Origin of the sequence: Saccharothrix carnea, assembly GCF_003014735.1 — a bacterium.
GTDB lineage: Bacteria > Actinomycetota > Actinomycetes > Mycobacteriales > Pseudonocardiaceae > Actinosynnema > Actinosynnema carneum.
Window position 1 is genome coordinate 1 of the sequence record NZ_PYAX01000007.1, and the last position, 24388, is coordinate 24388.

25 protein-coding genes are annotated in these 24388 nt (G+C 72.1%); 15 read left to right on the forward strand and 10 right to left on the reverse strand.

Features of this window, described 5'->3' with window-relative positions; genetic code table 11:
• The coding region (locus tag B0I31_RS41210) for a hypothetical protein (protein ID WP_219910767.1) at positions 1–201 on the reverse strand (201 nt) is incomplete at its 3' end.
• Between the two features lie 91 nt (positions 202–292).
• Here B0I31_RS41210 and B0I31_RS20980 point away from each other — a divergent pair.
• Entirely contained in the window at positions 293–2527 is a 2235-nt protein-coding gene (locus B0I31_RS20980; RefSeq protein WP_245950181.1) for an AAA family ATPase, read from the forward strand.
• A gap of 7 nt (positions 2528–2534) precedes the next feature.
• On the opposite strand, the gene B0I31_RS20985 is transcribed toward B0I31_RS20980, so the two are convergent.
• The gene (locus B0I31_RS20985) at positions 2535–3188 is read right to left on the reverse strand and encodes a LytR C-terminal domain-containing protein (RefSeq protein WP_106617086.1); all 654 of its coding nucleotides are present in this window, start codon (positions 3186–3188) and stop codon (positions 2535–2537) included.
• Positions 3185–3481, reverse strand: coding sequence for a DUF3263 domain-containing protein (locus B0I31_RS20990; protein ID WP_181320271.1), 297 nt, complete (start codon positions 3479–3481; stop codon positions 3185–3187). Before B0I31_RS20990 ends, B0I31_RS20985 begins: the two co-directional genes overlap by 4 nt.
• Before the next feature lie 111 nt (positions 3482–3592).
• Between B0I31_RS20990 and B0I31_RS20995 the strand changes: the two genes are divergently transcribed.
• The gene (locus B0I31_RS20995) at positions 3593–4177 is read left to right on the forward strand and encodes a peptide deformylase (protein WP_106617088.1); all 585 of its coding nucleotides are present in this window, start codon (positions 3593–3595) and stop codon (positions 4175–4177) included.
• A gap of 588 nt (positions 4178–4765) precedes the next feature.
• Here the strand turns inward: B0I31_RS20995 and pssA are convergent.
• The 3 genes from pssA to moeA all read right to left on the reverse strand — a co-directional run bounded on the left by pssA (position 4766) and on the right by moeA (position 7854).
• Positions 4766–5737, reverse strand: coding sequence for a CDP-diacylglycerol--serine O-phosphatidyltransferase (pssA, locus tag B0I31_RS21000; RefSeq protein WP_106617089.1), 972 nt, complete (start codon positions 5735–5737; stop codon positions 4766–4768).
• A gap of 4 nt (positions 5738–5741) precedes the next feature.
• Positions 5742–6464 (reverse strand): phosphatidylserine decarboxylase, encoded by a 723-nt coding sequence (locus B0I31_RS21005; RefSeq protein ID WP_106617090.1) that lies wholly within the window; start codon positions 6462–6464, stop codon positions 5742–5744.
• Between the two features lie 175 nt (positions 6465–6639).
• Entirely contained in the window at positions 6640–7854 is a 1215-nt protein-coding gene (moeA, locus tag B0I31_RS21010) for a molybdopterin molybdotransferase MoeA (RefSeq protein WP_106617091.1), read from the reverse strand.
• A gap of 54 nt (positions 7855–7908) precedes the next feature.
• Here moeA and B0I31_RS21015 point away from each other — a divergent pair, with 54 nt between their 5' ends.
• From B0I31_RS21015 to B0I31_RS21035, 5 genes are all read left to right on the forward strand, one after another.
• The gene (locus B0I31_RS21015; protein ID WP_106617092.1) at positions 7909–8553 is read left to right on the forward strand and encodes an AIM24 family protein; all 645 of its coding nucleotides are present in this window, start codon (positions 7909–7911) and stop codon (positions 8551–8553) included.
• Positions 8554–8633: 80 nt separating this feature from the next.
• Positions 8634–8840, forward strand: coding sequence for a cold-shock protein (locus B0I31_RS21020; protein WP_033432301.1), 207 nt, complete (start codon positions 8634–8636; stop codon positions 8838–8840).
• 167 nt (positions 8841–9007) lie between these two features.
• Positions 9008–10246 (forward strand): serine/threonine-protein kinase, encoded by a 1239-nt coding sequence (locus B0I31_RS21025; protein ID WP_106617093.1) that lies wholly within the window; start codon positions 9008–9010, stop codon positions 10244–10246.
• 216 nt (positions 10247–10462) lie between these two features.
• Positions 10463–12085, forward strand: a complete 1623-nt coding sequence (gene groL, locus B0I31_RS21030; RefSeq protein WP_106617094.1) for a chaperonin GroEL — start codon at positions 10463–10465, stop codon at positions 12083–12085.
• Positions 12086–13210: 1125 nt separating this feature from the next.
• Complete coding sequence (locus B0I31_RS21035) at positions 13211–13990, forward strand: phosphodiesterase (protein ID WP_219910750.1); 780 nt, start codon at positions 13211–13213, stop codon at positions 13988–13990.
• Between the two features lie 119 nt (positions 13991–14109).
• On the opposite strand, the gene B0I31_RS21040 is transcribed toward B0I31_RS21035, so the two are convergent.
• The 3 genes from B0I31_RS21040 to B0I31_RS40720 all read right to left on the reverse strand — a co-directional run bounded on the left by B0I31_RS21040 (position 14110) and on the right by B0I31_RS40720 (position 15555).
• Entirely contained in the window at positions 14110–14532 is a 423-nt protein-coding gene (locus tag B0I31_RS21040; protein WP_380736080.1) for a carboxypeptidase regulatory-like domain-containing protein, read from the reverse strand.
• A 59-nt stretch (positions 14533–14591) separates the two neighbouring features.
• Complete coding sequence (locus B0I31_RS21045) at positions 14592–15197, reverse strand: RNA polymerase sigma factor (protein ID WP_053718676.1); 606 nt, start codon at positions 15195–15197, stop codon at positions 14592–14594.
• Between the two features lie 181 nt (positions 15198–15378).
• Positions 15379–15555 (reverse strand): hypothetical protein, encoded by a 177-nt coding sequence (locus tag B0I31_RS40720; RefSeq protein ID WP_181320272.1) that lies wholly within the window; start codon positions 15553–15555, stop codon positions 15379–15381.
• Between the two features lie 130 nt (positions 15556–15685).
• Between B0I31_RS40720 and B0I31_RS21050 the strand changes: the two genes are divergently transcribed.
• From B0I31_RS21050 to B0I31_RS21070, 5 genes are all read left to right on the forward strand, one after another.
• A complete protein-coding gene (locus tag B0I31_RS21050; RefSeq protein WP_245950183.1) occupies positions 15686–16339 on the forward strand; it encodes a copper homeostasis protein CutC in 654 nt (217 codons plus the stop codon).
• Positions 16340–16443: 104 nt separating this feature from the next.
• On the forward strand, positions 16444–17721 hold the full coding sequence (locus B0I31_RS21055) for an extracellular solute-binding protein (RefSeq protein WP_106617097.1): 1278 nt from the start codon (positions 16444–16446) through the stop codon (positions 17719–17721).
• A 25-nt stretch (positions 17722–17746) separates the two neighbouring features.
• Complete coding sequence (locus B0I31_RS21060) at positions 17747–18634, forward strand: carbohydrate ABC transporter permease (protein WP_106617517.1); 888 nt, start codon at positions 17747–17749, stop codon at positions 18632–18634.
• Complete coding sequence (locus B0I31_RS21065) at positions 18631–19467, forward strand: carbohydrate ABC transporter permease (RefSeq protein ID WP_106617098.1); 837 nt, start codon at positions 18631–18633, stop codon at positions 19465–19467. The genes B0I31_RS21060 and B0I31_RS21065 overlap by 4 nt, the downstream gene beginning before the upstream one ends.
• Positions 19464–20807 (forward strand): beta-N-acetylhexosaminidase, encoded by a 1344-nt coding sequence (locus B0I31_RS21070; protein ID WP_106617099.1) that lies wholly within the window; start codon positions 19464–19466, stop codon positions 20805–20807. Before B0I31_RS21065 ends, B0I31_RS21070 begins: the two co-directional genes overlap by 4 nt.
• Here B0I31_RS21070 and B0I31_RS21075 read toward each other — a convergent pair whose 3' ends face one another.
• Positions 20808–21029 (reverse strand): PspC domain-containing protein, encoded by a 222-nt coding sequence (locus tag B0I31_RS21075; RefSeq protein ID WP_106617100.1) that lies wholly within the window; start codon positions 21027–21029, stop codon positions 20808–20810. It lies immediately after the preceding gene.
• Between the two features lie 290 nt (positions 21030–21319).
• Between B0I31_RS21075 and B0I31_RS21080 the strand changes: the two genes are divergently transcribed.
• Genes B0I31_RS21080 through B0I31_RS21090 form a run of 3 tightly spaced genes read left to right on the forward strand, consistent with a single transcriptional unit; the run spans position 21320 to position 24379 of the window.
• Complete coding sequence (locus B0I31_RS21080; RefSeq protein ID WP_245950185.1) at positions 21320–22198, forward strand: AAA family ATPase; 879 nt, start codon at positions 21320–21322, stop codon at positions 22196–22198.
• Entirely contained in the window at positions 22195–23280 is a 1086-nt protein-coding gene (locus tag B0I31_RS21085) for a vWA domain-containing protein (protein WP_106617102.1), read from the forward strand. The genes B0I31_RS21080 and B0I31_RS21085 overlap by 4 nt, the downstream gene beginning before the upstream one ends.
• Positions 23273–24379 (forward strand): XdhC family protein, encoded by a 1107-nt coding sequence (locus B0I31_RS21090; protein WP_106617103.1) that lies wholly within the window; start codon positions 23273–23275, stop codon positions 24377–24379. Before B0I31_RS21085 ends, B0I31_RS21090 begins: the two co-directional genes overlap by 8 nt.
• The last annotated feature ends 9 nt before the right edge of the window (positions 24380–24388 follow it).

Below are 24388 nucleotides of genomic sequence, written 5' to 3' on the forward strand. Positions count from 1 at the left end.
ACCGCCGCCATCGCCCGCCGCGACCGCCCGCCGCCACCGCCACGCCTGCCCGCCCACTCGCCGCCGCCCGCCACCGCCGTACGCCGCGCTACCCGGCCCGCCGTCACCCGTCCCGGCTTCCCGGGCTCGCGCTGCCCAGATGCCGGGCCGGCCCGCGTCCAACCCGCCGGTCGACCGTCCGGAGTCGACCCCGCGCGCCACCGGCCGCCCACCAGCGCCCCTGGGCCTCGACCCGGGCCGACCCTGTCCGACCGCGCGCCATCGACCGCCCACCCCAACTACGCTCACCCCCGTGATCACGTTGACCGCCCGCCTGTCCCCTTCCGCCCTGGACACCCGTCGCGGCGTGGTGCGGCTCCACCCCGAGGTGTTGGACGCGCTCGGCCTGCGCGCGTGGGACGCGGTGCGCCTGACCGGTGCCCGGGTGAGTGCCGCCCTGGCCGCCGCGACCGCCGGCGACGGCCCGCCCGGCGTGGTGCTGGTGGACGACGTGACGCTGTCGAACCTCGGCGTCGTGGAAGGCGCGGAGGTGGTGGTGGCACCCGTGGACGTCGCCGCCGCACGCACGGTGATCGTGGCCGGGTCGCGGTTGGCCAGCACGTCGCTGACCCCCGAAACGCTGCGCATGGCCCTCACCGGCAAAGTGCTGACAGTCGGCGACGCGGTCTCCCTCCTGCCGCAGGACCTGGCCCCACCACCCGGCGCGGACGTGACCGCCACGCGCAGCAAGCTGTCCAACGCCATCGGCATGACGTGGACCAACGAACTGCTCACCATCACCTCCGCCGACCCCGCGGGCGGGCCGGTGGCGGTGCAGCCGTCGACGGTGGTCGGCTGGCGTGACGGCGCACGAACGGGTGACGTGCCCGCGGTCGTGTCGGGAGGCGGCGGCACGGTCCAGGCGGCGGCGACGGCGAGCGCGGGACCGGTGGCGACGAGCAGCGCGGTCGAGGTCGTGACGCCCGCCGTGCCGGTCGCGGACCTGGTCGGCCAGCAAGAGGCCGCGAAGCGGTTGGCCGAGTGGTTCGACCTGACGTTCAGCCACCCCGAACTGCTGGCCCGACTCGGTGCCGTGCCGCGCTTGGCCGCCCTGGTCAGCGGGCCGGAAGGGGTCGGCAAGGCGACGTTCGTGCGCGCCGTCGCCCAAGGCGCGAAGGCCACGGTCGTCGAAGTCGCCGCACCGAGCATCGCGGTGCTGGAGGCGAACGCGGCGGCGCAGCGGGTCGTCGACGCACTCGCGCAAGCCCAACGACAAGCGCCGGCGGCGCTGCTGCTGACCGACGTCGAGGCGTTGCTGCCCGCCGCCTCGGCACCACCGGTGGCGACCGTCGTGCTGGACGCCCTGCGCGGACGGCCGGACGGGGTGGCGTTGGTCGTCACCAGCGCACACCCCGAAGCGATCGACCCCCGACTGAGGGTCCCTGAACTGGTCGACCGCGAACTCGTGCTCCCGTTGCCCGACAGCAAGGCGCGGACCGAGTTGCTGCGCGTCCTGCTGCGCGACGTGCCCGTGGAGTCCGATGTGGACCTCGGCGCCATCGCGGACCGCACGCCCGGCTTCGTCGCGGCGGACCTGGTGGCGTTGCGCCGGGAAGCCGCACTCCGGGCCGCGTTGCGGCAACGGGACGCCGACGAACCCCGAGTCGGACAAGCGGACCTGGTGGGAGCACTGGAAACCGTCCGCCCGATCTCCATGTCCACTTCGGACACCCTGCGCACCGGCGGGCTGACCCTGGACGACGTCGGCGACATGACCGAGGTCAAGCAGGCGCTCACCGAAGCCGCGCTGTGGCCGTTGCAGTACCCGGATTCCTTCGCCCGACTGGGCGTCGCACCACCGCGCGGCCTCCTGCTCTACGGGCCGCCCGGGTGCGGGAAGACGTTCCTGGTGCGCGCATTGGCGGGCACCGGCAGGCTGAACGTGCTGTCGGTCAAGGGCGCCGAGCTGATGGACAAGTTCGTCGGCGAGTCCGAACGGGCGGTGCGCGAGCTGTTCCGGCGGGCGGCCGAAGCCGCACCCGCGATGGTGTTCCTGGACGAGGTCGACGCGCTGGCGCCCCGACGCGGCCAGTCGTCCGACTCCGGCGTGTCGGACCGGGTCGTCGCGGCGCTGCTCACCGAGTTGGACGGCGTCGAGCCGCTGCGGGACGTCATCGTGCTCGGCGCGACGAACCGGCCCGAGCTGGTCGACCCCGCGTTGCTGCGGCCGGGCAGGCTGGAGCGCCTGGTGTACGTGCCGCCGCCGGACGCCGACGCGCGGGCCGAGATCCTGCGGGCGTCGTCGCGGAACACGCCGTTGGCGTCGGACGTGGACCTGGACGCGCTGGCCGGGGACCTGGACGGGTACTCGGCGGCGGACTGCGCGGCGCTGATCCGCGAGGCCGCGTTGACCGCGATGCGCGAGTCGCTGTCCGCGCCGGAGGTGACGGGCGCCCACCTGGCGACCGCACGCACGGCGGTCCGACCGTCGTTGGACCCGGCGCAACTGGCCACCCTCGCCGCCTACGCCAAGTCGCGCGAACGGTAGGGGAGGGCTACGAAACCTTGCCGGACGGGCCCTTGTAGTCGTTGGTCACGATCACGATGATCCCCGGTTGGGCGCTCTGGATGCCGTCGAACCGGGGCTCGACGCGAGCGTTGAGGACGCGGGCCAGTTCGCGAGCCGAGGCTTCCTCGTCGGTGCCGGGGCGGAAGTAGACCGTGGTGGTCCAGATCGTGCCCTGGGAGTAGTTGCCCCGCTCGGCGACCTGCCACCCGGCCTTCTCGACGTCACCCGACGCGCGGGCGGCCAGGCCCTGGGTGGTGCTGTTGTTGTAGATGCGCACCGGCAGCTTGGGCGTCGTGCTCACGGGTGGCGGCGGCGTTTCCGTCGCCGTCGTCGTTCCGCCCGGGTTGGGGGACGTCGTGGGCGCGGTCGTGGTGCCGGCGGGCGGTGACGTCTCCGACGACGGGGCGGTCGGCTCACCGGACGGGGTCGGCGAGCCGACCGACGTGTCCGACGTGTCCGAGGTGCCCGAGGTGGTGGTCGACGGCGGGGTCGACTGCGCGGCGGGCGGATCGTCGTCGGTGCCGCCGGTGAACAGGCTGACCAGGCCGATGACCAGGGCGATGACGGCCACGCCGAGCAGCGCGTAGCCCGCGGCACGTGCCGGGTGCGCGGGGCCCGCGGGCTGTTCCGGGTTCGTCATCGGCGCTCGACGCCCAGCTGCTTCGCCGCGCGGGCGCGTTGCCTGCCGGAGCGGGACCTGCGCAGTCTCTTGATCAACATCGGATCGGCGGCCAACGCCTCTTCCTTCTCGATCAACGCGTTGAGCAGCTGGTAGTAGCGCGTCGCGGACATGTCGAACAGCTCCCGGACGGCCTGTTCCTTCGCACCCGCGTACTTCCACCACTGGCGTTCGAAGGCCAGGATCTCGCGCTCCCGGTCGTTCAAACCGTCGTCCGGCCCCTCCGCCGGCGCCAGTGCCTCTGCGGCGTCCATCTGGCTCCTCAGCCGTGTCCCGTGCGTGGGTGCCATTACATCACGTGATCTTCGCGTGGGTCCGCTCATCGGTCGGCGCGTCCTGTGTGACGCGCCGTTAGGCTGCACGCCATGGCAGTTCACCCGATCCGGATCGCCGGAGATCCCGTGCTCCACCACCCGACCCGCCCGGTCGAGGTGTTCGACGAGGCGCTGCGCACGTTGATCGACGACATGTACGAGACGATGGCGGCGGCGCGCGGTGTCGGCTTGGCGGCCAACCAGATCGGGCTCGACCTGCGGTTGTTCGTGTACGACTGCCCCGACGACGAGGGTGTGCGGTATCGGGGCGTGGTGGTGAACCCGACGTTGGAGACGTCGGAGGTCCCGCTGGGCATGCCGGACCCGGACGACGACTACGAGGGCTGCCTGTCCGCGCCGGGCGAGTCCTACCCGACTGGGCGGGCGACGTGGGCGAAGGTGACGGGGTTCGACGGTGACGGCAAGCCCGTCGAGGTCGAGGGCACCGGGTTCTTCGCGCGGTGCCTGCAGCACGAGACGGATCACCTGAACGGCGTCATCTACCTCGACCGGTTGGTGGGACGGCACAAGCGGGCGGCGAAGAAGATGCTGAAGGCCAACGGCTGGGGCGTGCCGGGCCTGTCGTGGGACCCGGCGACCTCGGAAGACCCGTTCGCCGACGACGAGGACGACTAAGCCGCAGGCTCCGCCGAGGCCCCGCACCTGCCGCCGGGGCCGCCGGCCGACGGCCCCGGCGATCATCAACGCCTGTCGGTTGCTCGCCGCACACCCGCTCCACCGCACCGTGGCCGGTCGATTGCGGGTCCGTTCCGTCGCGACGGCCGGTCGGCTGGCTGGCCGGTCGTCGCCGGGTCGGCGGGGCCCGTCACCGGCCGCGCCGCCGCATCCGCGCGACCGGTCGGTCGCGGGCGGCCGTGCTCCGCGGCGGGCGGCGCATCCGCGCGACCGGTCGGTCGCGGGCGGTCGTGCTCGGCGGCCAGCGGCGGCGGGCTGTACTCGGCTGTGGTCGGTAGCGGCGGGCGGGTGGCGGCTGTGGGTATTGCTGCCGGCCGGTGCTGCGTTCGCCGGTCGGCTCGCGGTGCCGGGGACCGGGGTGGGACCGGTGGTGTTCGGCGCGGGGCGGGGGTTGGTTGCCGGCCTCGTTGTTTCAACCGACGTCCGAGCGTACCGATAACGGTGTTTCTGTTCGTAGTCGGTCCGAGGATCACCCGATCGTGAACCGTGTAACCGTCTGAAACAGCAGGTCAGGACCAGTGTAGCGAGTTACAGGCGATCATGCCGGCGCAGGCCGATCTGCCGCCATCCCCGGCGCTTGCCGGACCTCGGCTGTCCGTTGGTCTCCGCCGCCATCTGCGTCGGGTCGACCGCCCGCCGGGGCCGCCGCACGGCACGCATCGCGGCACCCGCGACCCGACCGCCCAGCGGCTGGCGCAACCCCAACCGCCGCGCCGCCACGCCGTGCGCCCGTTTGATCGCACGCCGGTCCGCCGCCGGCACCGACCACGCCTCCGGGTGCTTCGCCAGCCACCGGTACCGGCGCACCGAGTACGGCAGGTGGGCGAGATACACCAGCAACGCCGTGCTCAGCGCCACCAACGGGAACGTGATCACCGCCGCCGCCAGCAGCCCGACCAGCACCAGCAACGGCGCCACGAGCCGCGGCGGCACCTTGATGGTCTTCACCGACAGCGTCGGTATGCGGCTCACCAGCAGCAACGCGACCCCGACCGTCCACACGGCCACGACCACCGAACTCGACCACCACCCGGGCCGGCCCAGCTGCTCGTCCAGGATCAACGGCAGCAGCAGCAACAACCCGCCCGCCGGCGCCGGAACGCCGACGAAGAACTCCTTCGCGAACGGCGGCTGCTCGACGTCCAGCAGGGTGTTGAACCGCGCCAGCCGCAGCACCATGCACACCGCGAAGATCAACGCGACGACCCACCCCTGCCGGTCGCCGCCGAACTTCCACACGTAGATCACCAGCGCGGGCGCGACGCCGAACGAGATCGCGTCGGCCAGCGAGTCCAGTTCGGCGCCCATCTTGCTGGTCGCGTCGAGCAGCCGGGCGATCCGCCCGTCCAACCCGTCGAACACGGCCGCCGCGGCGATCGACCCGATCGCCGCACCCCACATCCCGACCATGGCGAAGTGCACCGCCGACAGCCCCGCGCACATCGCGAGCACCGTGATGGCGTTCGGCAGCAGCCTGATCCCCGGCCCGCTCGGAGCCATCGGCTCAGCCCTCCGAAGAAGCGGCGGGCAGCTCGGCGAGCACCGTCTCGCCGCCGATCGTGCGCTGCCCGGCCTCGACCAGCACCCGGCTACCGGTGGGCACGTACAGGTCGACCCGGGAGCCGAACCGGATCAGGCCGTAGGTCTGCCCGACCTCGACCTTGTCGCCCTCGACGACCTCGCACACGATCCGCCGCGCCACCAGCCCGGCGATCTGCACGACCACCACGTCGTGCCCGGACGGCGTGCTCAGCCACACCGTGTTGCGCTCGTTGTCCTCGCTGGCCTTGTCCAGGTCGGCGGACAGGAACTTGCCTGGCCGGTACGACACCTGCCGCACCAGACCGGGCACGGGCACGCGCTGCACGTGCACGTCGAACACCGACAGGAACACGCTGATCCGGGTCATCGGCGCGGCGCCGAGCCCGAGCTCGACCGGCGGCACGGCCTCGACCACGTGCGACACGGTGCCGTCCGCCGGCGCGACCGCGATGTCGGGCCGGGTGGGCGTGGTGCGCTTGGGCTCGCGGAAGAACCAGGCGACCCACGCGGTCAGCAGGCCGCCGACGACACCGGCGCGCTTGGAGTACCTGCGCAGCAGCAGTGTCGCGACGGCAGCGCCCGCCACGAAGGGACGGCCCGCGGGGTGCATCGGGGGGACGATCCCCCGGGCGAGCTCGAGGAAGTGGGAGACGGCACCACTGTGCTTGTCGCGATCGACGGTCATGGCTCTTCCGTGTCAGGGCAGTGCTTCCGGCCCGCCACACGCTACGCGTTCGCGCCGGCCCTCGTCCGGCCCGCCCGTGCGTCCCCCGACGAACGCACGGACTGACCGGATCTCCGATCATCCCAAGTGTAAGCCGCGTCACACCCGTGATCAACGCCGGACGGTCGAGCCCGGGTCACTCCCCGTGCAGGAAGCGGACCGCCACCTCGTCGCCCGCCGCCAGCTCCGTCACGTCCTCCGGCACCTCGATCAGGCAGTTGCTGACCGCCAACGCCGACAGCAGGTGCGACCCGGGCCCGCCGACCGGCGTCACCACCTGCCCGGACTCCGGGTCGTACGCGCCACGCCGGAACTGCGTGCGCCCCGCCGGCGAGGTGACCGGCGCGCTCAACCGGGCCACCGCGCCCGGCCGCTCCACCCGCTCGAACCCCATCGCGGCCCGCAGCGCCGGCCGGATGAACACCTCGAACGACACCTGCGCGCTCACCGGGTTCCCGGGCAGCGTCGCCACGGCCACGCCCTGGTAGCGCCCCGCGCCCTGCGGCCCGCCCGGCTGCATCGCGACCTTCGTGAACTCCACCCCGCGGCCGGTGAACGCGTCCTTCACCACCTCGTACGCCCCCGCGCTCACGCCACCTGACGTGAGCAGCAGGTCCACATCCGCCAACCGCGGCGCGATCGCCGCGTGGAACCGCTCGACGTCGTCCGGCACGAACCGCAGCAGCTCCGCCTCACCGCCCGCCTCGCGCACCGCCGCCGCCAACATCACGCCGTTCGACTCGTAGATCTGCCCCGGCTCCAACACCGCACCGGGCCCCACCAGCTCCGACCCCGTCGACAGCACCAGCACCCGCGGCCTGCGCCGCACCGGCAGCGACCCGAACCCCAGCGCCGCCGCCAACCCCAGCTGCGCCGGACCCAGCACCGTGCCCGCGCGCAGCACCGTCGTGCCCACGGCCACGTCGTCCGCCATCCGCCGCACGTTCTGGCCGACCACCACCGGCCGGTCCACCCGCACCACCGACGTGCCGCCGTCGGTCCACTCCACCTGCACCACGGCGTCCGCACCGGCGGGCACCGGCGCGCCCGTCATGATCCGGTGCGCCGTGCCGGGCGCCAACGCCGCCGACGACGTCCGCCCCGCCGGGATGTCCTCCACCACCGGCAACTCCGCCGGCAGCGACGCCAGATCGGCGGCACGCACCGCGTAACCGTCCATCGCCGAGTTGTCGAACGGCGGCAGCGGCACCGGCGCGACCACGTCCTGCGCCAGCACCAGACCGAGGCAGTCGGCCACCTCCAGGTCCACCACCGGCATCCGCCCGACCAGCCCGGCGACGCGGGCCTTGTGATCAGCGACTCGGGTCAGCGTGTTCGACACGGGACACATCCTGCCGCGCCCGTGGCAGACTGCTCCAACCGGCTGATCACGACAGGGGGAAAGTTGCAGGTCCGGACCCGCCACACCCCCACGTTCGGGGTGGCCCGACTCGTCCTGGCACCCGGTGAGCCGGTGGTGGTCGAGCGATCCTCGCTGCTCGCCACCAGCTACGGCGTCGCCGTCGACAGCCGCGCCAAGTCGCCCGGCGTCAGCGCCGCGCTGTGCACCGCGGGGCCCGAAGGCGGCTGGGTGGACGTCGCACCACCCCTGCCCGGCGACCTGCACGTGCTCGAGCTCGACGCCACCACGGGCTGGTGCGTCGCCCGCGACAGCTGGCTCGCCTGCGCCGCCACCGCCCGCCTCGACCCGGCCGCGCCGCCCGTGCGCGCCCTGCACGGCGGTGACCACGGCTTCCTCACCTACGCGTTCGGCACCGGGCCCGTCGTGCTCAGCTGCTACGGCACCCTCGACGTGGTCACCCTCGAACCCGGCGAGCTGGTCACCGTCGCGAGCGGCCACGTGGTCGCGTTCGCCGACACCGTGCAGTCCCGGTTGCGCGCCGTTTCCCCGGACGCGCCCCAATCCGTGCGGAATGGCGAAGGGCTGGTCCTCGACTTCGCCGGACCCGGTCTGGTGCTCACCCGGACCCGCAGCCCGCGAGGACTCGTCAGTTGGTTGCGCGACAACGGATTCAGCGTCCGCTCATGACTCCATAAGGAGGTATCGGCGAACCCCCTCGTGCCTCTAGCGTGGCGGTTTGCTCAAGGTATTTCTCGAAGGAGGACGTCTTGGCTGTCGGCACGGTCAAGTGGTTCAACTCGGAGAAGGGGTACGGATTCATCGCCGCCGACGGCGGGCCGGATGTGTTCGTGCACTACTCGGCGATCCAGATGGAAGGCTTCCGGACGCTGGCCGAGGGCGACCGCGTGGAGTTCGAGATCCAGGCAGGGCGCGACGGCCGCAGCCAGGCATCGGACGTGCGCAAGGCATCGTGACCTCCGCCCGACCCGCCACCGCCGCGGCGGGTCGGGCCACCTCCTCCTGATCCGACCGGTCCGCGTCCGACCGGCCCACCCGGGTCCACCCGGTCCGTCCGGCCCGTCTGGTCCGTTTGACGGGAACCCCGTGTAAGCCCCTGTACACGGACGTTAGGCTCCGTCGCGTGTCGGAGGACCTGAGCGGGCGACGGTTGGGCCACTACCGGATCGACGGGGTGCTCGGCCGCGGTGGCATGAGCGTGACCTACAAGGCCACGGACGTCAGGCTCGGTCGCAAGGTCGCCCTGAAGGTCATCGGCGAACACCTCACCGCGGACGCCGAGTTCCGGGAGCGGTTCGTCGACGAGGCGCGCAACACCTCGGCGATCGACCACGCCAACATCGTGCCGCTCTACGACTTCGACGAGGTCGACGGGCTGCTCTACATCGCCATGCGGCTGGTCGACGGCCAGGACCTCGCCTCCCACATCAAGGACGGCCCGCTCTCGCCCGCGCGCACCCTGACGCTGCTCGGCCAGGTCGCCGAAGCGCTCGACATGCTGCACGGCAAGGGCCTGGTCCACCTCGACGTGAAACCGGCCAACGTGCTGGTCACCACCAAGGAAGCCGCGGGCGAGCACGTCTACCTCGCCGACTTCGGCCTCACCCGGCGCGGCGCCACCGGGCACCGCACCCGCACCGGCGACTTCCTCGGCTCACCCACCTACGCCGCGCCCGAGCACCTGCGCGGCGAACCGCTCGACGGCCGCACCGACCAGTACGCGCTCGCGTGCATGGTCTACGCGTGCCTGTCCGGGCGCCCGCCGTTCCAGGGCAGCGTGCAGGACGTCATCCAGGGCCACCTCGGCGCCGAGATCCCGTCGTTGACGTCGGTGGTGTCGCTGCCGCCCGCCATCGACGACGTGCTGCGCAAGGGCACCGCCAAGGACCCGAACCAGCGGTACGGCTCGTGCGCCGAGCTGGTCAACGCCGCCCGGGCCGCGCTGTCAGGTGCCGTGCAGGGCGCGCCGCCGCCCCGCCGCGCCGACTCCGGTCCGATGCCGATGGGTCCGCAGACCGGTGGCGTGCCCGTGCCGCCGCAGCAGCAGGGCCAGTACCGGCCGCCCTACCAGCAGCAACAGCAGCCCGGGTTCCTGCAGGAGCCCGTCCGGCTGCGGCCGCCCGCCCAGGTCGGCGCCAGCGCGTTCACCAAGACGGGCAAGTCGCGGCCGGCGTGGTTCGCGCCCGTGATCGCGGGCGCGGTCGCGATCGTGCTCATCGTCATCCTCGTGGTGATCCTCACGCCGAAGGATGAACCTCCGCGACCGGCCGGCAACGGCGGTTCCAGCCAGTCCATCGAGGTCGGGGGCACGACCAGCGGCAAGCCGCTGCCCACGAGCGTGTCCGTTCGCACGTCCCGCTGACCACCTCTTCTTGCACTCTCCTCCGTCGAGTGCTAAACACGGTATTGGCACTCGGACCACCTGAGTGCCAACACGCAGGCTGGGACGGTGAGGCCCGTCCCCTCCAGGGGGCTGGTCGTCCGTCGCGGGCACCGAGCCTGGCCGAAGCACCGTGTTCCGCTGCGGGCGCGCGTCCGCAGTGGCCCCATTCGTAATCAGGCGGAGGAACACACCGCAATGGCCAAGATGATCGCGTTCGACGAGGATGCCCGCCGCGGTCTCGAGCGTGGCATGAACATTCTCGCCGACGCCGTCAAGGTGACGCTCGGCCCCAAGGGCCGCAACGTCGTGCTCGAGAAGAAGTGGGGCGCGCCGACCATCACCAACGACGGCGTCTCCATCGCCAAGGAGATCGAGCTCGAGGACCCGTGGGAGAAGATCGGGGCCGAGCTCGTCAAGGAAGTGGCGAAGAAGACGGACGACGTCGCGGGTGACGGCACCACGACCGCCACCGTGCTCGCCCAGGCTCTGGTCCGCGAGGGTCTGCGCAACGTGGCCGCGGGCGCCAACCCGCTCGGCCTCAAGCGCGGCATCGAGAAGGCCGTCGAGGCCGTGACCGAGCAGCTGCTGAAGACCGCCAAGGAGGTCGAGACCAAGGAGCAGATCGCCGCCACGGCGTCCATCTCCGCGGGCGACTCGACCATCGGCGAGCTCATCGCGGAGGCGATGGACAAGGTCGGCAAGGAAGGTGTCATCACCGTCGAGGAGAGCAACGCTCTCGGGCTCGAGCTCGAGCTCACCGAGGGCATGCGCTTCGACAAGGGTTACATCTCCGGTTACTTCGTGACCGACCCCGAGCGCCAGGAAGCGGTCCTCGAGGACCCGTACATCCTGCTCTACGGCTCGAAGATCTCGTCGGTGAAGGACCTGCTCCCGCTGCTGGAGAAGGTCATGCAGGGCGGCAAGCCGCTGCTGATCATCTCCGAGGACGTCGAGGGCGAGGCCCTGGCCACGCTGGTCGTCAACAAGATCCGCGGCACGTTCAAGTCCGTCGCCGTCAAGGCGCCCGGCTTCGGCGACCGCCGCAAGGCGATCCTGCAGGACATCGCCATCCTCACCGGTGGCCAGGTCATCACCGAGGACGTCGGCCTCAAGCTGGAGAACGCCGACCTGTCGCTGCTGGGCAAGGCGCGCAAGGTCGTCGTGACCAAGGACGAGACCACGGTCGTCGAGGGTGCCGGTGACCCGGAGCAGATCCAGGGTCGCGTCAACCAGATCCGCGCGGAGATCGAGAAGTCGGACTCCGACTACGACCGCGAGAAGCTGCAGGAGCGCCTGGCGAAGCTCGCCGGCGGTGTCGCGGTGATCAAGGCCGGCGCCGCCACCGAGGTGGAGCTCAAGGAGCGCAAGCACCGCATCGAGGACGCCGTTCGCAACGCGAAGGCCGCCGTCGAGGAGGGCATCGTCGCCGGTGGTGGCGTCGCGTTGCTGCAGGCCGCCGAGATCGCGTTCCAGGGCCTGAACCTGGAGGGTGACGAGGCGACGGGCGCGAACATCGTCAAGGTCGCCGTCGAGGCGCCGCTGAAGCAGATCGCCGTCAACGCCGGCCTCGAGGGCGGTGTCGTGGTGGAGAAGGTCAAGGGTCTCCCCGTGGGCCACGGCCTCAACGCCGCGACCGGCGTGTACGAGGACCTGCTGGCGGCCGGCGTGCCGGACCCGACCAAGGTCACCCGTTCGGCGCTGCAGAACGCCGCGTCGATCGCCGCCCTGTTCCTCACCACGGAGGCCGTGGTGGCGGACAAGCCGGAGAAGGCGGGCGCTGCCCCGGCCGTCCCGGACGCCGGCGGCATGGACTTCTGATCGACCAGGTCACCTGACCCAGGTCTGATCGGCCGAAGTCACGAAGGGCCCGGCTCCGCCTCGGCGGACCCGGGCCCTTCGCCATCCCCACCTGCGGTAAGCCGGGACCAGGCAAACACGATCGGGTGAGATCGACCAAGAAGTGTACGGAAACACCGTTACCGCCCCTCGGTTGAAACGAGACGGAACCCCGAACCACCCCACCTGCCCGCCTACCCCGCCAACCCGCCCACCCACCAACCCGCCCACCCGATTGCCCACCCGCCCGCCTGCCCCACTCACCCACTTACCTGCCTGCCCCACCCGCCTGCCCCGCCCACCAACCCGCCTGGCCGCCCCCAGCCGCCGCGCTGGTCATCCGACCCCACGACCCCGGCTGGCCCACAACCCGCGCCCTGCCTGGCCTCACGACCCGCTGCCCACCCACGACCCGCTGGCACCCGGTACCCACTGGCTCCCGCCACCCACCAGTCCGCGAGCCCTACCGACCAGACCGGCCCGACCAGGCGCGGTCCAACCCCGGCCCTCAACTCCGCCCCTCCGCTCCCGCCCTTCGACCCCGCCCCCGCTCCGGCCGCGCCGACCCGGCCCACCGCGCCGCCCCGCCGCCGCCGCGCCCCGCCGCCCCGCCCCGCTGCTGCCGACTGCGCCGCCGCTGACCCCGGAGCCCTGGCCTCGCCGCCAGAGCCCGCGGTGGCTGAGCCCACAGCCGCCGGGCCGCGGTGCCCACAGAGCCGCCGCGGACCGGTCTGTGGCACTCCACGCCCGCCGCTTGTCCACGGGCCACCGACCCCACCCAGCGGCATGGGAATCGGTGCGGCCGGCGCGCGTCAGGACCCACAACCGCGTCACGAGCCGATCCGCCCGACCAACGCCCGGGTCGGGCGGGTCGGGCACTGCCGCAGCTGCCGGCCGCCGGGCTCGTTACGACACCCGCACCCCTGCCGCCGCACCCCCGCGCCACTGCGATGCACGGCCGTGCGACGGTTGCCAGCGATGCCGCACGGCCGCCGCGGCGCCATCGCGATTGGCTACGGCGCGAACGCGGCGCAAGGCGGAGCGCGTGGTGGGGTTGGGTCACGAGTTTGCCGGGGTTCCGGCAGGGCTGAGGATGGGAGTGATCAGGTGCTCATCGCGCACTTGAGCGATCCGCACTTGCGGACCGACGCGTTGGCGGCCGAGCCGGCGGCGTTGTTGAGGCTCGCGTTGGGGCGGGTGTTGGCGTTGGACCCGCGGCCGGATTGTGTGGTGATCACCGGTGACCTGACAGAGTACGGGCAGGTCGGGGCGTACGAGCAGTTGCGGGAGGTGGTTGGGCGGTTTCCGTTGCCGTTGTACTTGACGACGGGTAACCACGACGACCCGGCGGCGTTGGTCGAGGTGTTCGGGGGGACGTCGTTCCTCGGCGGCGGGGATTCGGCGCACTACGAGGTGGCCCACCCCGGGTTCACCGTGGTCGCGTTGGACTCGTGGCGGCCGGACGGGCCGGCCGGGCGGCTCGGCGAAGAGCAGTTGTCGTGGCTGGACGACGTGCTCTCCCGGCGGCCCGAGGTGCCGGCCTTCGTGTGCTTGCACCACCCGCCGGTGGCGGTCGGCATCCCGTTCCTCGACGGCATGCGCCTGGCGGACGGCCCGGCGTTGGGTGAGGTGCTCCAGCGTCACGGCAACGTCGCCCGCGTCCTGGCCGGGCACGTGCACCGGCCGATCAGCGTGCCGTTCGCGGGCACGGCGGTGGCCGTGGCACCGAGCACCTACCGCCAGACGTCGTTGACCCTCCGCGCGGACCAGCAGGTCGGGTACCTGGCCGAGCCGACAGGGTTCCTGCTGCACGTGGCGACCGAGTCGGGGTTCGCCACGCACACGGTTGCGGTGAGTGCCGCCGGGGCGTTGATCGGAGCCTTCTGACCCTCCGATTCACCCCAACGGTGGGCCGGTGTGATCGCAGAAAGTTCTCGCCCGGAACCACTCGAACGGGCGACGGCGCGGCGCCACGACCAGGCGCGGCGCCACGACCAAGCGCGGCGTCACAACATGATCGTCGGCGTCACGACGGTCCGCCCCGGCTCACCCCGGGAGTTCACCAGGTGCACCACGATCTGCGTGGTGCCCGCCGGCACGTCGGACAGCACGAACCGGCCGCCGTCGTCGGCTTTGGTGGTGCTCGACTCGTGCTCGGCCACCCTCACCTCGACGGTGTGCTCGCCGGCGGGCACGAGCCAGCCGTCGATGCGGTGCCGCGCGCCGATGGAGGTGAAGTTCACCATCAACGTCAGGTTGTCCACCGTGAACGTGATGGTGCCGGGGCTGCCACCGCGCACCCCCGCGAACGAGCCCGCACGTTCCCAGCGGGCTACCTCGACGTCCAGGTTCTCCAGTGCCACCGCGAACTGGATGCGTTCGACGAGCCCCGCCGGGGGCGCGTCCAACTCGTACACCAGGCGGTTCAGTTCTGTGAGGACAGCGGTGTCCTCTTGGCCTCTGCGGTCATCGCGCGGGTCGATGTCGTTCACCGCGATCCTCCTTCCGCGTCGAGATGTGTGCGCAGCATGGTCAGGCACCGACCCCGGGTGGGGCCGATGCTGCCTCGTGGCATGGACAGTGCTTCGGCGACCGCGCGGTACTCCGCCCGGCCGGCCAGCACGGTGAGCCGCAGAAGTTCCTGGCACTTCTGCGACAAACGGCCGAAGGCCCGCCACAGCCGGTGGTCCCGGTCGTCGACCAGGGCGGCGTCCTCGGGCAGGCCGTACTCGCTCTCCAGTTGTTCCGCCAGCTCGTCGCTCAGCGCCGCTTCACGGCGAGCCGGTGTCCAGGTCCGTTGTGCCTCGCGGCGGGTCGCGACGACCAGCCACCCGGCCAGCGCGCGCGGCTCGACCAGCCGGTCGAGGTGCCGCAGCAGCGCGAGCCAGACCGTCTGCACCACGTCCTCCGCGGTGCTGCGGTCCAGCCCGTGTCCTCGGGCAACGTGCCACACCAGCGGCGTCAGGTCGGCGACCAGCACGTCCAACGCCCTGCGGTCACCGTCGCGCGCGGCAACGACGCAAGCCGCGTGCCGGTCCGTCCCGTCGAGCCCTTCCCACGGTGGGCGCTCACCGGCCGTGCGCAGTTCTCCCACGTCGTCACCTCCTTCTCGGCGTCCCCCAGCCGAAGCTGATCGTCACACACCTGCGCCGTCACCGGCGCGGCGGCGGTCCGCGATGCCCCCCTCGCACCGCGGACCGCCTCCCCCCATCGCAGCGGCCGCCGATCGGCACCCCTCGAAGCCGACCGACCACCACCGTTCCTCCCCCAGCGGCTCAGCTGACGGCCACGGCCGTGCCGTCGGCGCGCACCGGGACGTGTCGTCCCTGGTGGTGGCCGGTCGGCGGCGTCGGTGGCGCGTCGTGCGGGTCGTCCGTCCAGCGGAACTCCCCGACCGGCTCGTCCCCACCGGCGAACCGCGGTTCACCGGCGCGTTGCGGATCGGCGCTCAAGGCGGCCTCCTCAGCGGGGTCAAGGATCGGTCATTAGGTAAGGAGTGAGTAGTTCTACGCTGGATACACCGCCTCGCATTAACAGTTCACTCACGACGTCCGCGCACTCGTCACGGCTATGGTCCAGACCATGCTTGAGGTCATCGCACTGGACGCCACCGACGCCGAGGCCGCGCAGGCCGGTGGCGCGGACCGGCTGGAACTCACCGTCGACATGGCCGCGGACGGGCTGACGCCGCCGGTCACCGTGCTGCGCGACGTGCTGTCCGCGACCGATCTGCCGGTCCGGGTCATGCTGCGCGACGCGCCCGGGTTCGCACCCGGCGACCTCGACGGGCTGCGGAGGGACGCAGCGGCGCTGCGGGAGGCGGGCGCGGAGGAGTTCGTGCTCGGCTTCCTCGACGCCGGCGGACGGGTGGACGAGGCGGCGTGCGCGGCCCTGGTCGCGGAGCTGGACGGCTGCGCGTGGACGTTCCACCGCGCGCTGGACAACTCGGTGGACCCGGAGGCGGCGTGGGCCGTCGTCGCGGGCTTGGGCTGCGACACGGTGCTCGCGGCGGGCAGCGCGCGCGGGGTCGCGGACGGCCTCGCTGTGCTGGAACGGTTGGCCGCACGGCAGGACGAGGTGCGGTTGCTGGTCGGCGGCGGGCTCAAGGCGGAGCACGTCGCGCCGTTGAAAGCCCTTGGCGTCACGGGGTTCCACGTCGGTGGCGCGGTCCGGCCAGGCGGGTGGGACGCCCCGCTCTCCGCCGACGCCGTCCGGACCTGGGCGAATCTGGTCTAGACCGCTTGCCGTCGCGACATTAGCATCGCCGTTGCTTCCCATGAAATGGCCGTTGCAGATTACGCAACGATACTGGGGTGCGACACACCGGAAAGGTGGGCGAGATGCGGTTCGCAGTAGCAGCCGTCGTGGGCGCCGTCGTGCTGGCCGGGTGCGCCCCGGTCCAGTCCGGCTCGGCGCCCGCCGGTGGTGACGAGCAGGTGGGGCAGCTGAGGGTCTGGCTGTTCGACGAGGTCAACCGGGGTCCGAAGGAGGCGGTTGTCAAGGAGGCGGTCACCGAGTTCGAGCAGGCGCACCAAGGCGTCACGGTCGACGTCCAGTACATCCAGGTGCAGACCCGCGCCGAGCGGTTCAAGGCCGCGTTCAGCGACCCCCAGAGCGCGCCCGACGTCGCCGAGTTCGGCAACACCGACCTGGCGGGCTACGTCGCGGGCGGCGGGTTCGCCGAGCTGGACCTCGGCACGTGGGACGAGGCGAAGGACCTGCTGCCCGCCGTGCTCGACACCGGCAAGGTGGACGGCAAGGTCTACGGCGTGCCCTGGTACGTCGGCGTGCGCGCGCTCTACTACCGCACCGACGTGTTCCAGGAGCTCAACCTCCAGCCACCGGCCACGTTGGACGAGATCGCACCGCTGGCCCGCCGGATCCGCGCCGCCAAGCCGGACCTGCTCGGCATCTCCGCCGGCGGCAAGTACACCTACGGCGCGATGCCGTTCGTGTGGGCCAACGGCGGCGACATCGCCCGCAAGGACGGCGACAAGTACGTCGCCGCGATCGACAGCACCGAGTCGAAGGCGGGCCTGCGCCAGTACACCGAGCTGATCGCGGACGACATCTGCCCGCCCGCCCAGTGCGCGGGCAACGGCGGCGACGCCAGCGTGGAGGCGTTCCGGGCGGGCAAGGCGGCGATGGTCGTCGGCGGCGACTTCAACCGCAAGTCGGTCGACGCCTCCGCCGCCGCGGGCAAGTACGCGGTCGTGCCGCTGCCCGGCAAGAAGGCCGGTGAGATCGCGCCGGCGTTCGCGGGCGGCAACCTGCTCGGCGTGCTGAAGGGCAGCGAGCGCAAGACGCTGGCCACCGAGTTCCTGCGGCTGCTCGGCGGCAAGGAGTACCAGCGCAAGATGTTCGACGCGATGGGCAACCTGCCGACGTTCGGCGACGTGCAGGCCGAGGTCGCCGAGGCCAACCCCGTGCTGGAGCCGTTCATCAAGACCCTGGACGCGGGCACGCGGTTCGTGCCGGTCACGCCGAACTGGGCCAAGATCGACGCCCAGGCCGTGCTGCCGACGCTGTTGCAGCAGGTCGCCGCCGGTGGCGAAGACCTCGACAAGGCGGCCAAGTCCGCGGCCGACGAGATGAACGCCGCCTTCGCTTCGTCGTAGACGATCAAGGGACAAGAGCATGACGATGCGAACGGCCAAGGGCGACGGGCGGATCGCGTTCGCCTACCTCGCCCCCGCGCTGCTGGTGCTGGTCGGGCTGATGGGCTACCCGATCTACCAGCTCGTGCTGATCTCCCTGTTCGACTACGGCCAGGAGCAGGTCAGCGGTGGCGCGCCGCTGACCTTCCTGGGCCTGGGCAACTACGCGAACCTGCTGTCGCAGGACAGGTTCTGGGCCGTGCTCGGGCAGACGATCGGGTTCGCCGCGGTCTGCGTGCTCGGGACCCTGGTGGTCGGCACCGCGCTGGCGGTGCTGGCCACCAGGGTCCGCACGTGGGCGCGGATGACGTTGTTCCTGGCCGCGCTGGGCGCGTGGGCGACGCCCGCGGTGGCCGGGTCCACGATCTGGCTGTTCCTGTTCGACGCCAACTTCGGGTTCGTCAACGAGGTGCTCGGCACCACCGGGATGTCCTGGACCTACGACAAGTGGCTGGCGTTCGGGCTGGTCGCGGCACAGGTGATCTGGTGCTCGTTCCCGTTCGTCATGGTCACCCTGTACGCGGGGATCAAGGCGATCCCGGGCGAGGTGCTGGAGGCCGCCGCGCTGGACGGCGCGTCCACGACCAGGACGGCGACCAGCGTGATCCTGCCGCTGCTGCGGCCACTGCTGATCGTGGTCACCATCCAGTCGATCATCTGGGACTTCAAGGTGTTCACCCAGATCTACATCATGACCAACGGCGGCGGCATCGCGGGCCGCAACCTGGTGCTCAACGTCTACGCCTACCAGCAGGCGTTCGCCGCCTCCGAGTACGGGCTCGGCGCGAGCATCGGCGTGGTGATGACGGCGTTGCTGCTGCTCGTCACCCTCGGCTACCTGCGGGCGCTGCGGCGGAGCGGGGAGGCGCTGTGAACCGGCGGGTCGTGGCGGAGGGCGTCACGGTCGTGATCGCGGCCGTGGTGGCGTTCCCGCTGTACTGGATGGTGCTGACGGCGCTGAAGCCGGAGGCGGAGGTGATCTCGGCCGACCCGCGGCCGTGGACGCTCGCGCCGACGCTGGACAGCTTCGTGCGCGCGTTGACCGTGCAGAGCTTCGGGCGTTACCTGCTCAACAGCGTGGTGGTGGCGGTCGCGGTGGTGGTGCTGAGCCTGCTGATCTCGTTCCTGGCGGCCACCGCGCTGACCAGGTTCCGGTTCCGCAGCCGCACCACGTTGCTGATCATGCTGCTGGTGGTGCAGATGGTGCCGGTCGAGGCGTTGACGATCCCGCTGTTCTTCGTCATGCAGTCGGTGCGGGACGTGGCGCCGGTGTTCGGGCTCAACCACCTGGGCTCGCTGGTGCTGGTGCACCTGGCGTTCAGCCTGCCGTTCGCGATCTGGATGCTGCGCGGGTTCGTCGCGGCGGTGCCGGTGGAGCTGGAGGAGGCGGCGACGCTGGACGGCGCGTCCCGGTTCCGGTTCCTGTGGCAGGTGCTGTTCCCGCTGGTGGCGCCCGGTCTGGTGGCGACGAGCGTGCTGTCGTTCATCCACGCGTGGAACGACTTCCTGTTCGCCAAGACGTTCATCATCTCGGCGGCGGAGAACCAGACGCTGCCGCTGGCGCTGCAGGTGTTCGTGAAACCGGACCAGAACGATTGGGGCGCGATCATGGCAGGATCGACGTTGATGACGATCCCGGTGCTGATCTTCTTCGTCCTCGTGCAGCGGCGACTGGTCGCCGGCCTGGCCGGGGCGGTGAAGTCGTGATCCTGCCTCGTCCCGCGTCGTTCACCCGCGGTGACGGCGAGGTGCCGTTCGACGGCACGTTCCAGGTCGAACGCGTCGCCGGTCCCGCCGAGGGCTACCGGCTGTCCGTGTCGGCAGACGGCGTGCGCGTCCAGGCGTCCGACGACGCGGGGGAGTTCTACGCGCGGCAGACGTTGCGGCAGCTCAGCGGCCCGGCGGCGTTCCGCGCCGTGCCACCCGGCCCGGTCACGCTGCCGGTGTGCGCGATCGAGGACCACCCGCGGTTCGCGTGGCGCGGCGTGATGCTGGACGTGGCGCGGCACTTCCTGCCCAAGCACGACCTGCTGCGGTACGTCGACCTGCTGGCCGTGCACAAGCTGAACGTGCTGCACCTGCACCTGACCGACGACCAGGGCTGGCGCTTCGAGTCGCACCGCTTCCCCCGGCTGCACGAGGTCGGCGGCTGGCGGCCCGACTCGCGGTTCGGCGACCGGCGTTCCGGCGGGATGGCCGGACGGCCCCACGGCGGCTACTACACCCAGGACGACCTGCGGGAAGTCGTCGCGTACGCGGCGGCGCGCCACATCACCGTCGTCCCGGAGGTCGACGTGCCGGGGCACAGCCAGGCGGCCATCGCGGCGTACCCGGAACTGGGCGTCTCCGGCGGCGGCGTCTGGACCGACTGGGGCGTCAACCCGAACGTGCTGCGGTCCGACGAGTCCACAGTGGACTTCTACCGGCAGGTGTTCGACGAGCTGCTCGCCGTCTTCCCGTCCGAGGTCGTCGGCCTGGGCGGTGACGAGGCCGTGAACAGCGACGGCCGGTTCGTCCGCCGCATCGCCCAACACCTGCACCAGCGCGGACGGCGGCCGTTCGCCTGGGACGAGGCCCTCGGCGTCGGCCCCCTGCCGACCCGCACGATCATCGCGTCGTGGCGCGGCGAGGAACCGGGCCGCACCGCCCTGGACCGCGGCCACGACGTCGTCATGTGCCCGGAAGAGCACCTGTACCTGGACTACCGGCAGTCCGACCACCCCGACGAGCCGATCCCGGTCGGCACGATCACCACCCTGGAGGACGTCTACCGCTACGAACCCCCGGACCGGGTGCTCGGGGCGCAGGCGAACCTGTGGACCGAACACCTCGACTCGCCGCGACGGCTCGACTACGCCGCCTTCCCCCGGCTGTGCGCGTTCGCCGAGGTCGTGTGGAGCCCCGCCGACCGCGACGAGGCGGAGTTCCTGACCCGGCTGGCCCAACACCACCTGCCGCGACTCGACGCACTCGGCGTCGAGTACCGCCCCCTCGACGGCCCCCGACCGTGGCAGGCACTCCCCGGTGTGCCCGGCCACCCGCGCTGATCAGTCCTTCTCGGGCACCAGGATCCAGCAGGCCAGGTAGAGGATCGCGCCGGCGCCGACCCCGAAGAGCGTGGCGGCGACGAGCAGGATGCGCAGCAGCGCCGCGTCCACGCCGAGCATCTCGGCCGCGCCGCCGCACACACCCGCGACCATCCGGTCGTTCCGGCTGCGGCGGAACTTCTTGACCTTGGCAGTGGCTTCGTTCAGCACGTCGTTCGTCATGGCTCAAGACTGCGCCGACGCGAACGCGGAAACATCGGGGACGCACCCTGACATCCCCCGGACCGGCCGCTCAGGGTGTGACCAGGACCTTCCCCCTGAGATCGCCCGCCTCGGCCCGGACCCGAGCGTTGAACTCAGGTGCCTTGAACGTTGGACTCTCGCGCTCCGAACGTACGACTCTCGCGTTCTGAGCGTTGAACTCACGGGTCCTGAGCGTTCGACACGCACGACGCGAACGTGGGACACGCGTGTTCGGAACGCAGGACACGCGGGCGCTTAGGCTCGGGAGCGTGACGCCCGATGAGCTCGCCGCCCAACTGGACCGCGTCGGCTACCTGCCCGACCAGGGCATCGCGACCGCCGCCTTCCTGGCGCTGCGCCTGCACCGCCCCCTGTTCTGCGAAGGCGAGCCGGGCACCGGCAAGACCTCCCTCGCCGTCGCCCTCGCGCGAGCCCTCGACCTGCCCCTCATCCGCCTGCAGTGCCACGAGGGCATCGACGCCACCCAGGCCCTCTACGACTGGGACTTCCCCCGCCAGCTCCTGCACCTGCGCGCCCTGGAAGCCGCCGGTCCCGTCGACGCCGAGCAGGCCGAAGCCTCCCTCTACACCCGCCGCTTCCTCCTCGCCCGCCCGCTCCTCCAAGCCCTCGAAACCGCACCGTGCGTCCTCCTCGTCGACGAGGTGGACCGGGCCGACGACGAGTTCGAGGCGTTCCTGCTCGAAGTGCTCGGCGAGAACTCCGTCACCATCCCCGAACTCGGCCGCGTCACCGCCGCCACCCCACCCCTGGTCGTGCTGACCTCCAACCGCACCCGCGAAGTCCACGACGCCCTGAAGCGCCGCTGCCTCTACCACTGGCTGGAGCACCCCGACCTGCCCCGCGAGGTCGCCATCCTGCGCCGCAGGCTGCCCGGCGTCACCGAACGCCTCGCGCACCAGGTCGCGTCGGCCGTGCGGCGGTTGCGCGACCTCGACCTGCTCAAACCGCCGGGCGTGGCCGAGTCGCTGGACTGGGCCGAAGCCCTGCTCGCCCTGGGCCGCACGGAACTGGACGCGGAGACGGCGGCGATCACGCTCGGTGCCGTCCTGAAGTACCGGGAGGACGCCCAGCGCGCCCTTTCAGCCGGTGTGCTCGGCGGCGTGACCGGGAGCACAATCGTGGGATGACCGGAGCCGGCGCGACGACCGGGCTCGTGGGGTTCGCCCGCGCGCTCCGGCACGGCGGCGTCGCGTGCGGTCCCGACCGGGTGCAGGCGTTCGTCGCCGCGGTCGACCACCTCGACGTCGCCCGGCGCGCGGACCTCTACTGGGCCGGCCGGGTGACGCTGTGCGGCGAGCCCGACGACCTGCCCCGCTACGACGCGGCGTTCGCGGCCTGGTTCGGCGGGGTACCACCGCCGCCGCCGGCCAACCGCGCCCGCCAGACCAGCCACTTGGCCGCCCTCGGCAACGGCACGGCGAAGCACGCCCGGCCGTCGCCCACCCTCAAAGTCGCCGCCAGCGATGTGGAAGTGCTGCGGCGCAAGGACATCGCCACCCTCAGCCCCGCCGAGAAACGGCACCTGCACGAACTGCTGGCCGTCCTCGACCCGGTCCCGCCGACCCGCCGCGCCCTGCGCCGCACCCCCGCCCGCCGAGGCGCGGTCGACGCCCGCCGCACCCTCCGCGACATGCTCGCCACCGGCGAGCCCACCCGGCCGCGGCACCGCCGCCGCGCCACCCGTCCGCGCAAGGTCGTGCTGCTGATCGACGTGTCCGGCTCGATGAAGCCCTACGCCGACGCCCTCCTCCGCTTCGCGCACGTCGTCGCCCGCCGCATGCCCGTCGAGGTCTGCACGCTCGGCACCCGCCTGACCCGCGTCACCCGCCAACTCCGCCACCGCGACCCCGAGCAGGCACTGCGAGCCGCCGCCCGCGCCGTGCCCGACTACGAGGGCGGCACCCGGCTCGGCGAGACGCTCAAGGTCTTCCTCGACCGCTGGGGACAACGCGGCGCCGCCCGCCGGGCCGTCGTCGTCATCTGCTCGGACGGCTGGGAACGCGGTGACCCGGCCCTGCTCGCCGACCAGGTCCAACGGCTCAAACGCTTCGCGCACAAGGTCGTCTGGGTCAACCCGCACGCCGGTCACGCCGGGTACCGGCCGGTGCAGTCCGGGATCGCCGCCGCCCTGCCGCACGTGGACCGGCTGCTCGCCGGCCACAGCCTCGACACCCTGCACGCCCTGCTGGAGGAGGTTCGACTTGCGTGATGTCCTCGCCGAACTGGCCGACCGCGTCGACCGGGGGGAGACCGTCGGCGTCGGCACGGTCGTCGCCACGTTCAGCTCCGCGCCCCGCCCGCCCGGCGCGGCGATGCTGGTCGGCGCGGACGGCGCCGTCGTCGGCAGCGTGTCCGGCGGCTGCGTCGAAGGCGCGGTCTACGAGCTGGCCCAGGAGGTGGTCGAGCACGACCGCCCCGTCCTCCAGCGCTACGGCGTCACCGACGACGACGCGTTCGCGGTGGGCCTGACCTGCGGCGGGATCATCGACGTCTACGTCGAGCCGGTCAACCGCGACACGTTCCCCGAACTGCCCGAGGTCCTGCACACCGTCCAAGCGCAGGAGCCGGTGGCCATCGCCACGATCGTGGAACACCCCGAATGGGTCGGCCGGCGCCTGATCGTCTGGCCGGACCGCGTCAGCGGCGACATCCCGTCCGCCCGGGCGCGCGACGCGATCGCCGACGACGCGCGCGGCCTGCTCGCCACCGGCCGCAGCGGCACCCTGCACTACGGGCCGGACGGCCAGCGGCGCGGCGAGGGCATGGCCGTGTTCGTCAACTCGTTCGAGCCGCCGCCCCGGATGCTGGTGTTCGGCGCGATCGACTTCGCCGCCGCCGTGGCCAGGCTCGGCGCGTTCCTCGGCTACCGCGTCACGGTGTGCGACGCGCGCCCGGTGTTCGCCACGAAGAGCCGGTTCCCGGACGCCGACGAGGTGGTCGTCGACTGGCCGCACCGCTACCTCGCCGCGCAGGCCGACGCGGGGAAGCTGGACGAGCGCACGGTGGTCGCCGTGCTCACCCACGACCCGAAGTTCGACGTGCCGCTGCTGGAGGTCGCGCTGCGCCTCAAGCTCGGCTACGTCGGCGCGATGGGTTCCCGCCGCACGCACGACGACCGGCTGCGCCGGCTGCGCGAAGCGGGCCTGACCGAGGGTGAACTGGCGGGGCTCGCGTCCCCGATCGGCCTGGACCTGGGTGCCCGCACGCCCGAGGAGACGGCGGTGTCGATCGCCGCGGAGATCATCGCGCTGCGCTGGGGCGGGGGAGGTGAGCGCCTGGCCCGTACGGACGGCTCCATCCACAAGTGAGGGGGTTGT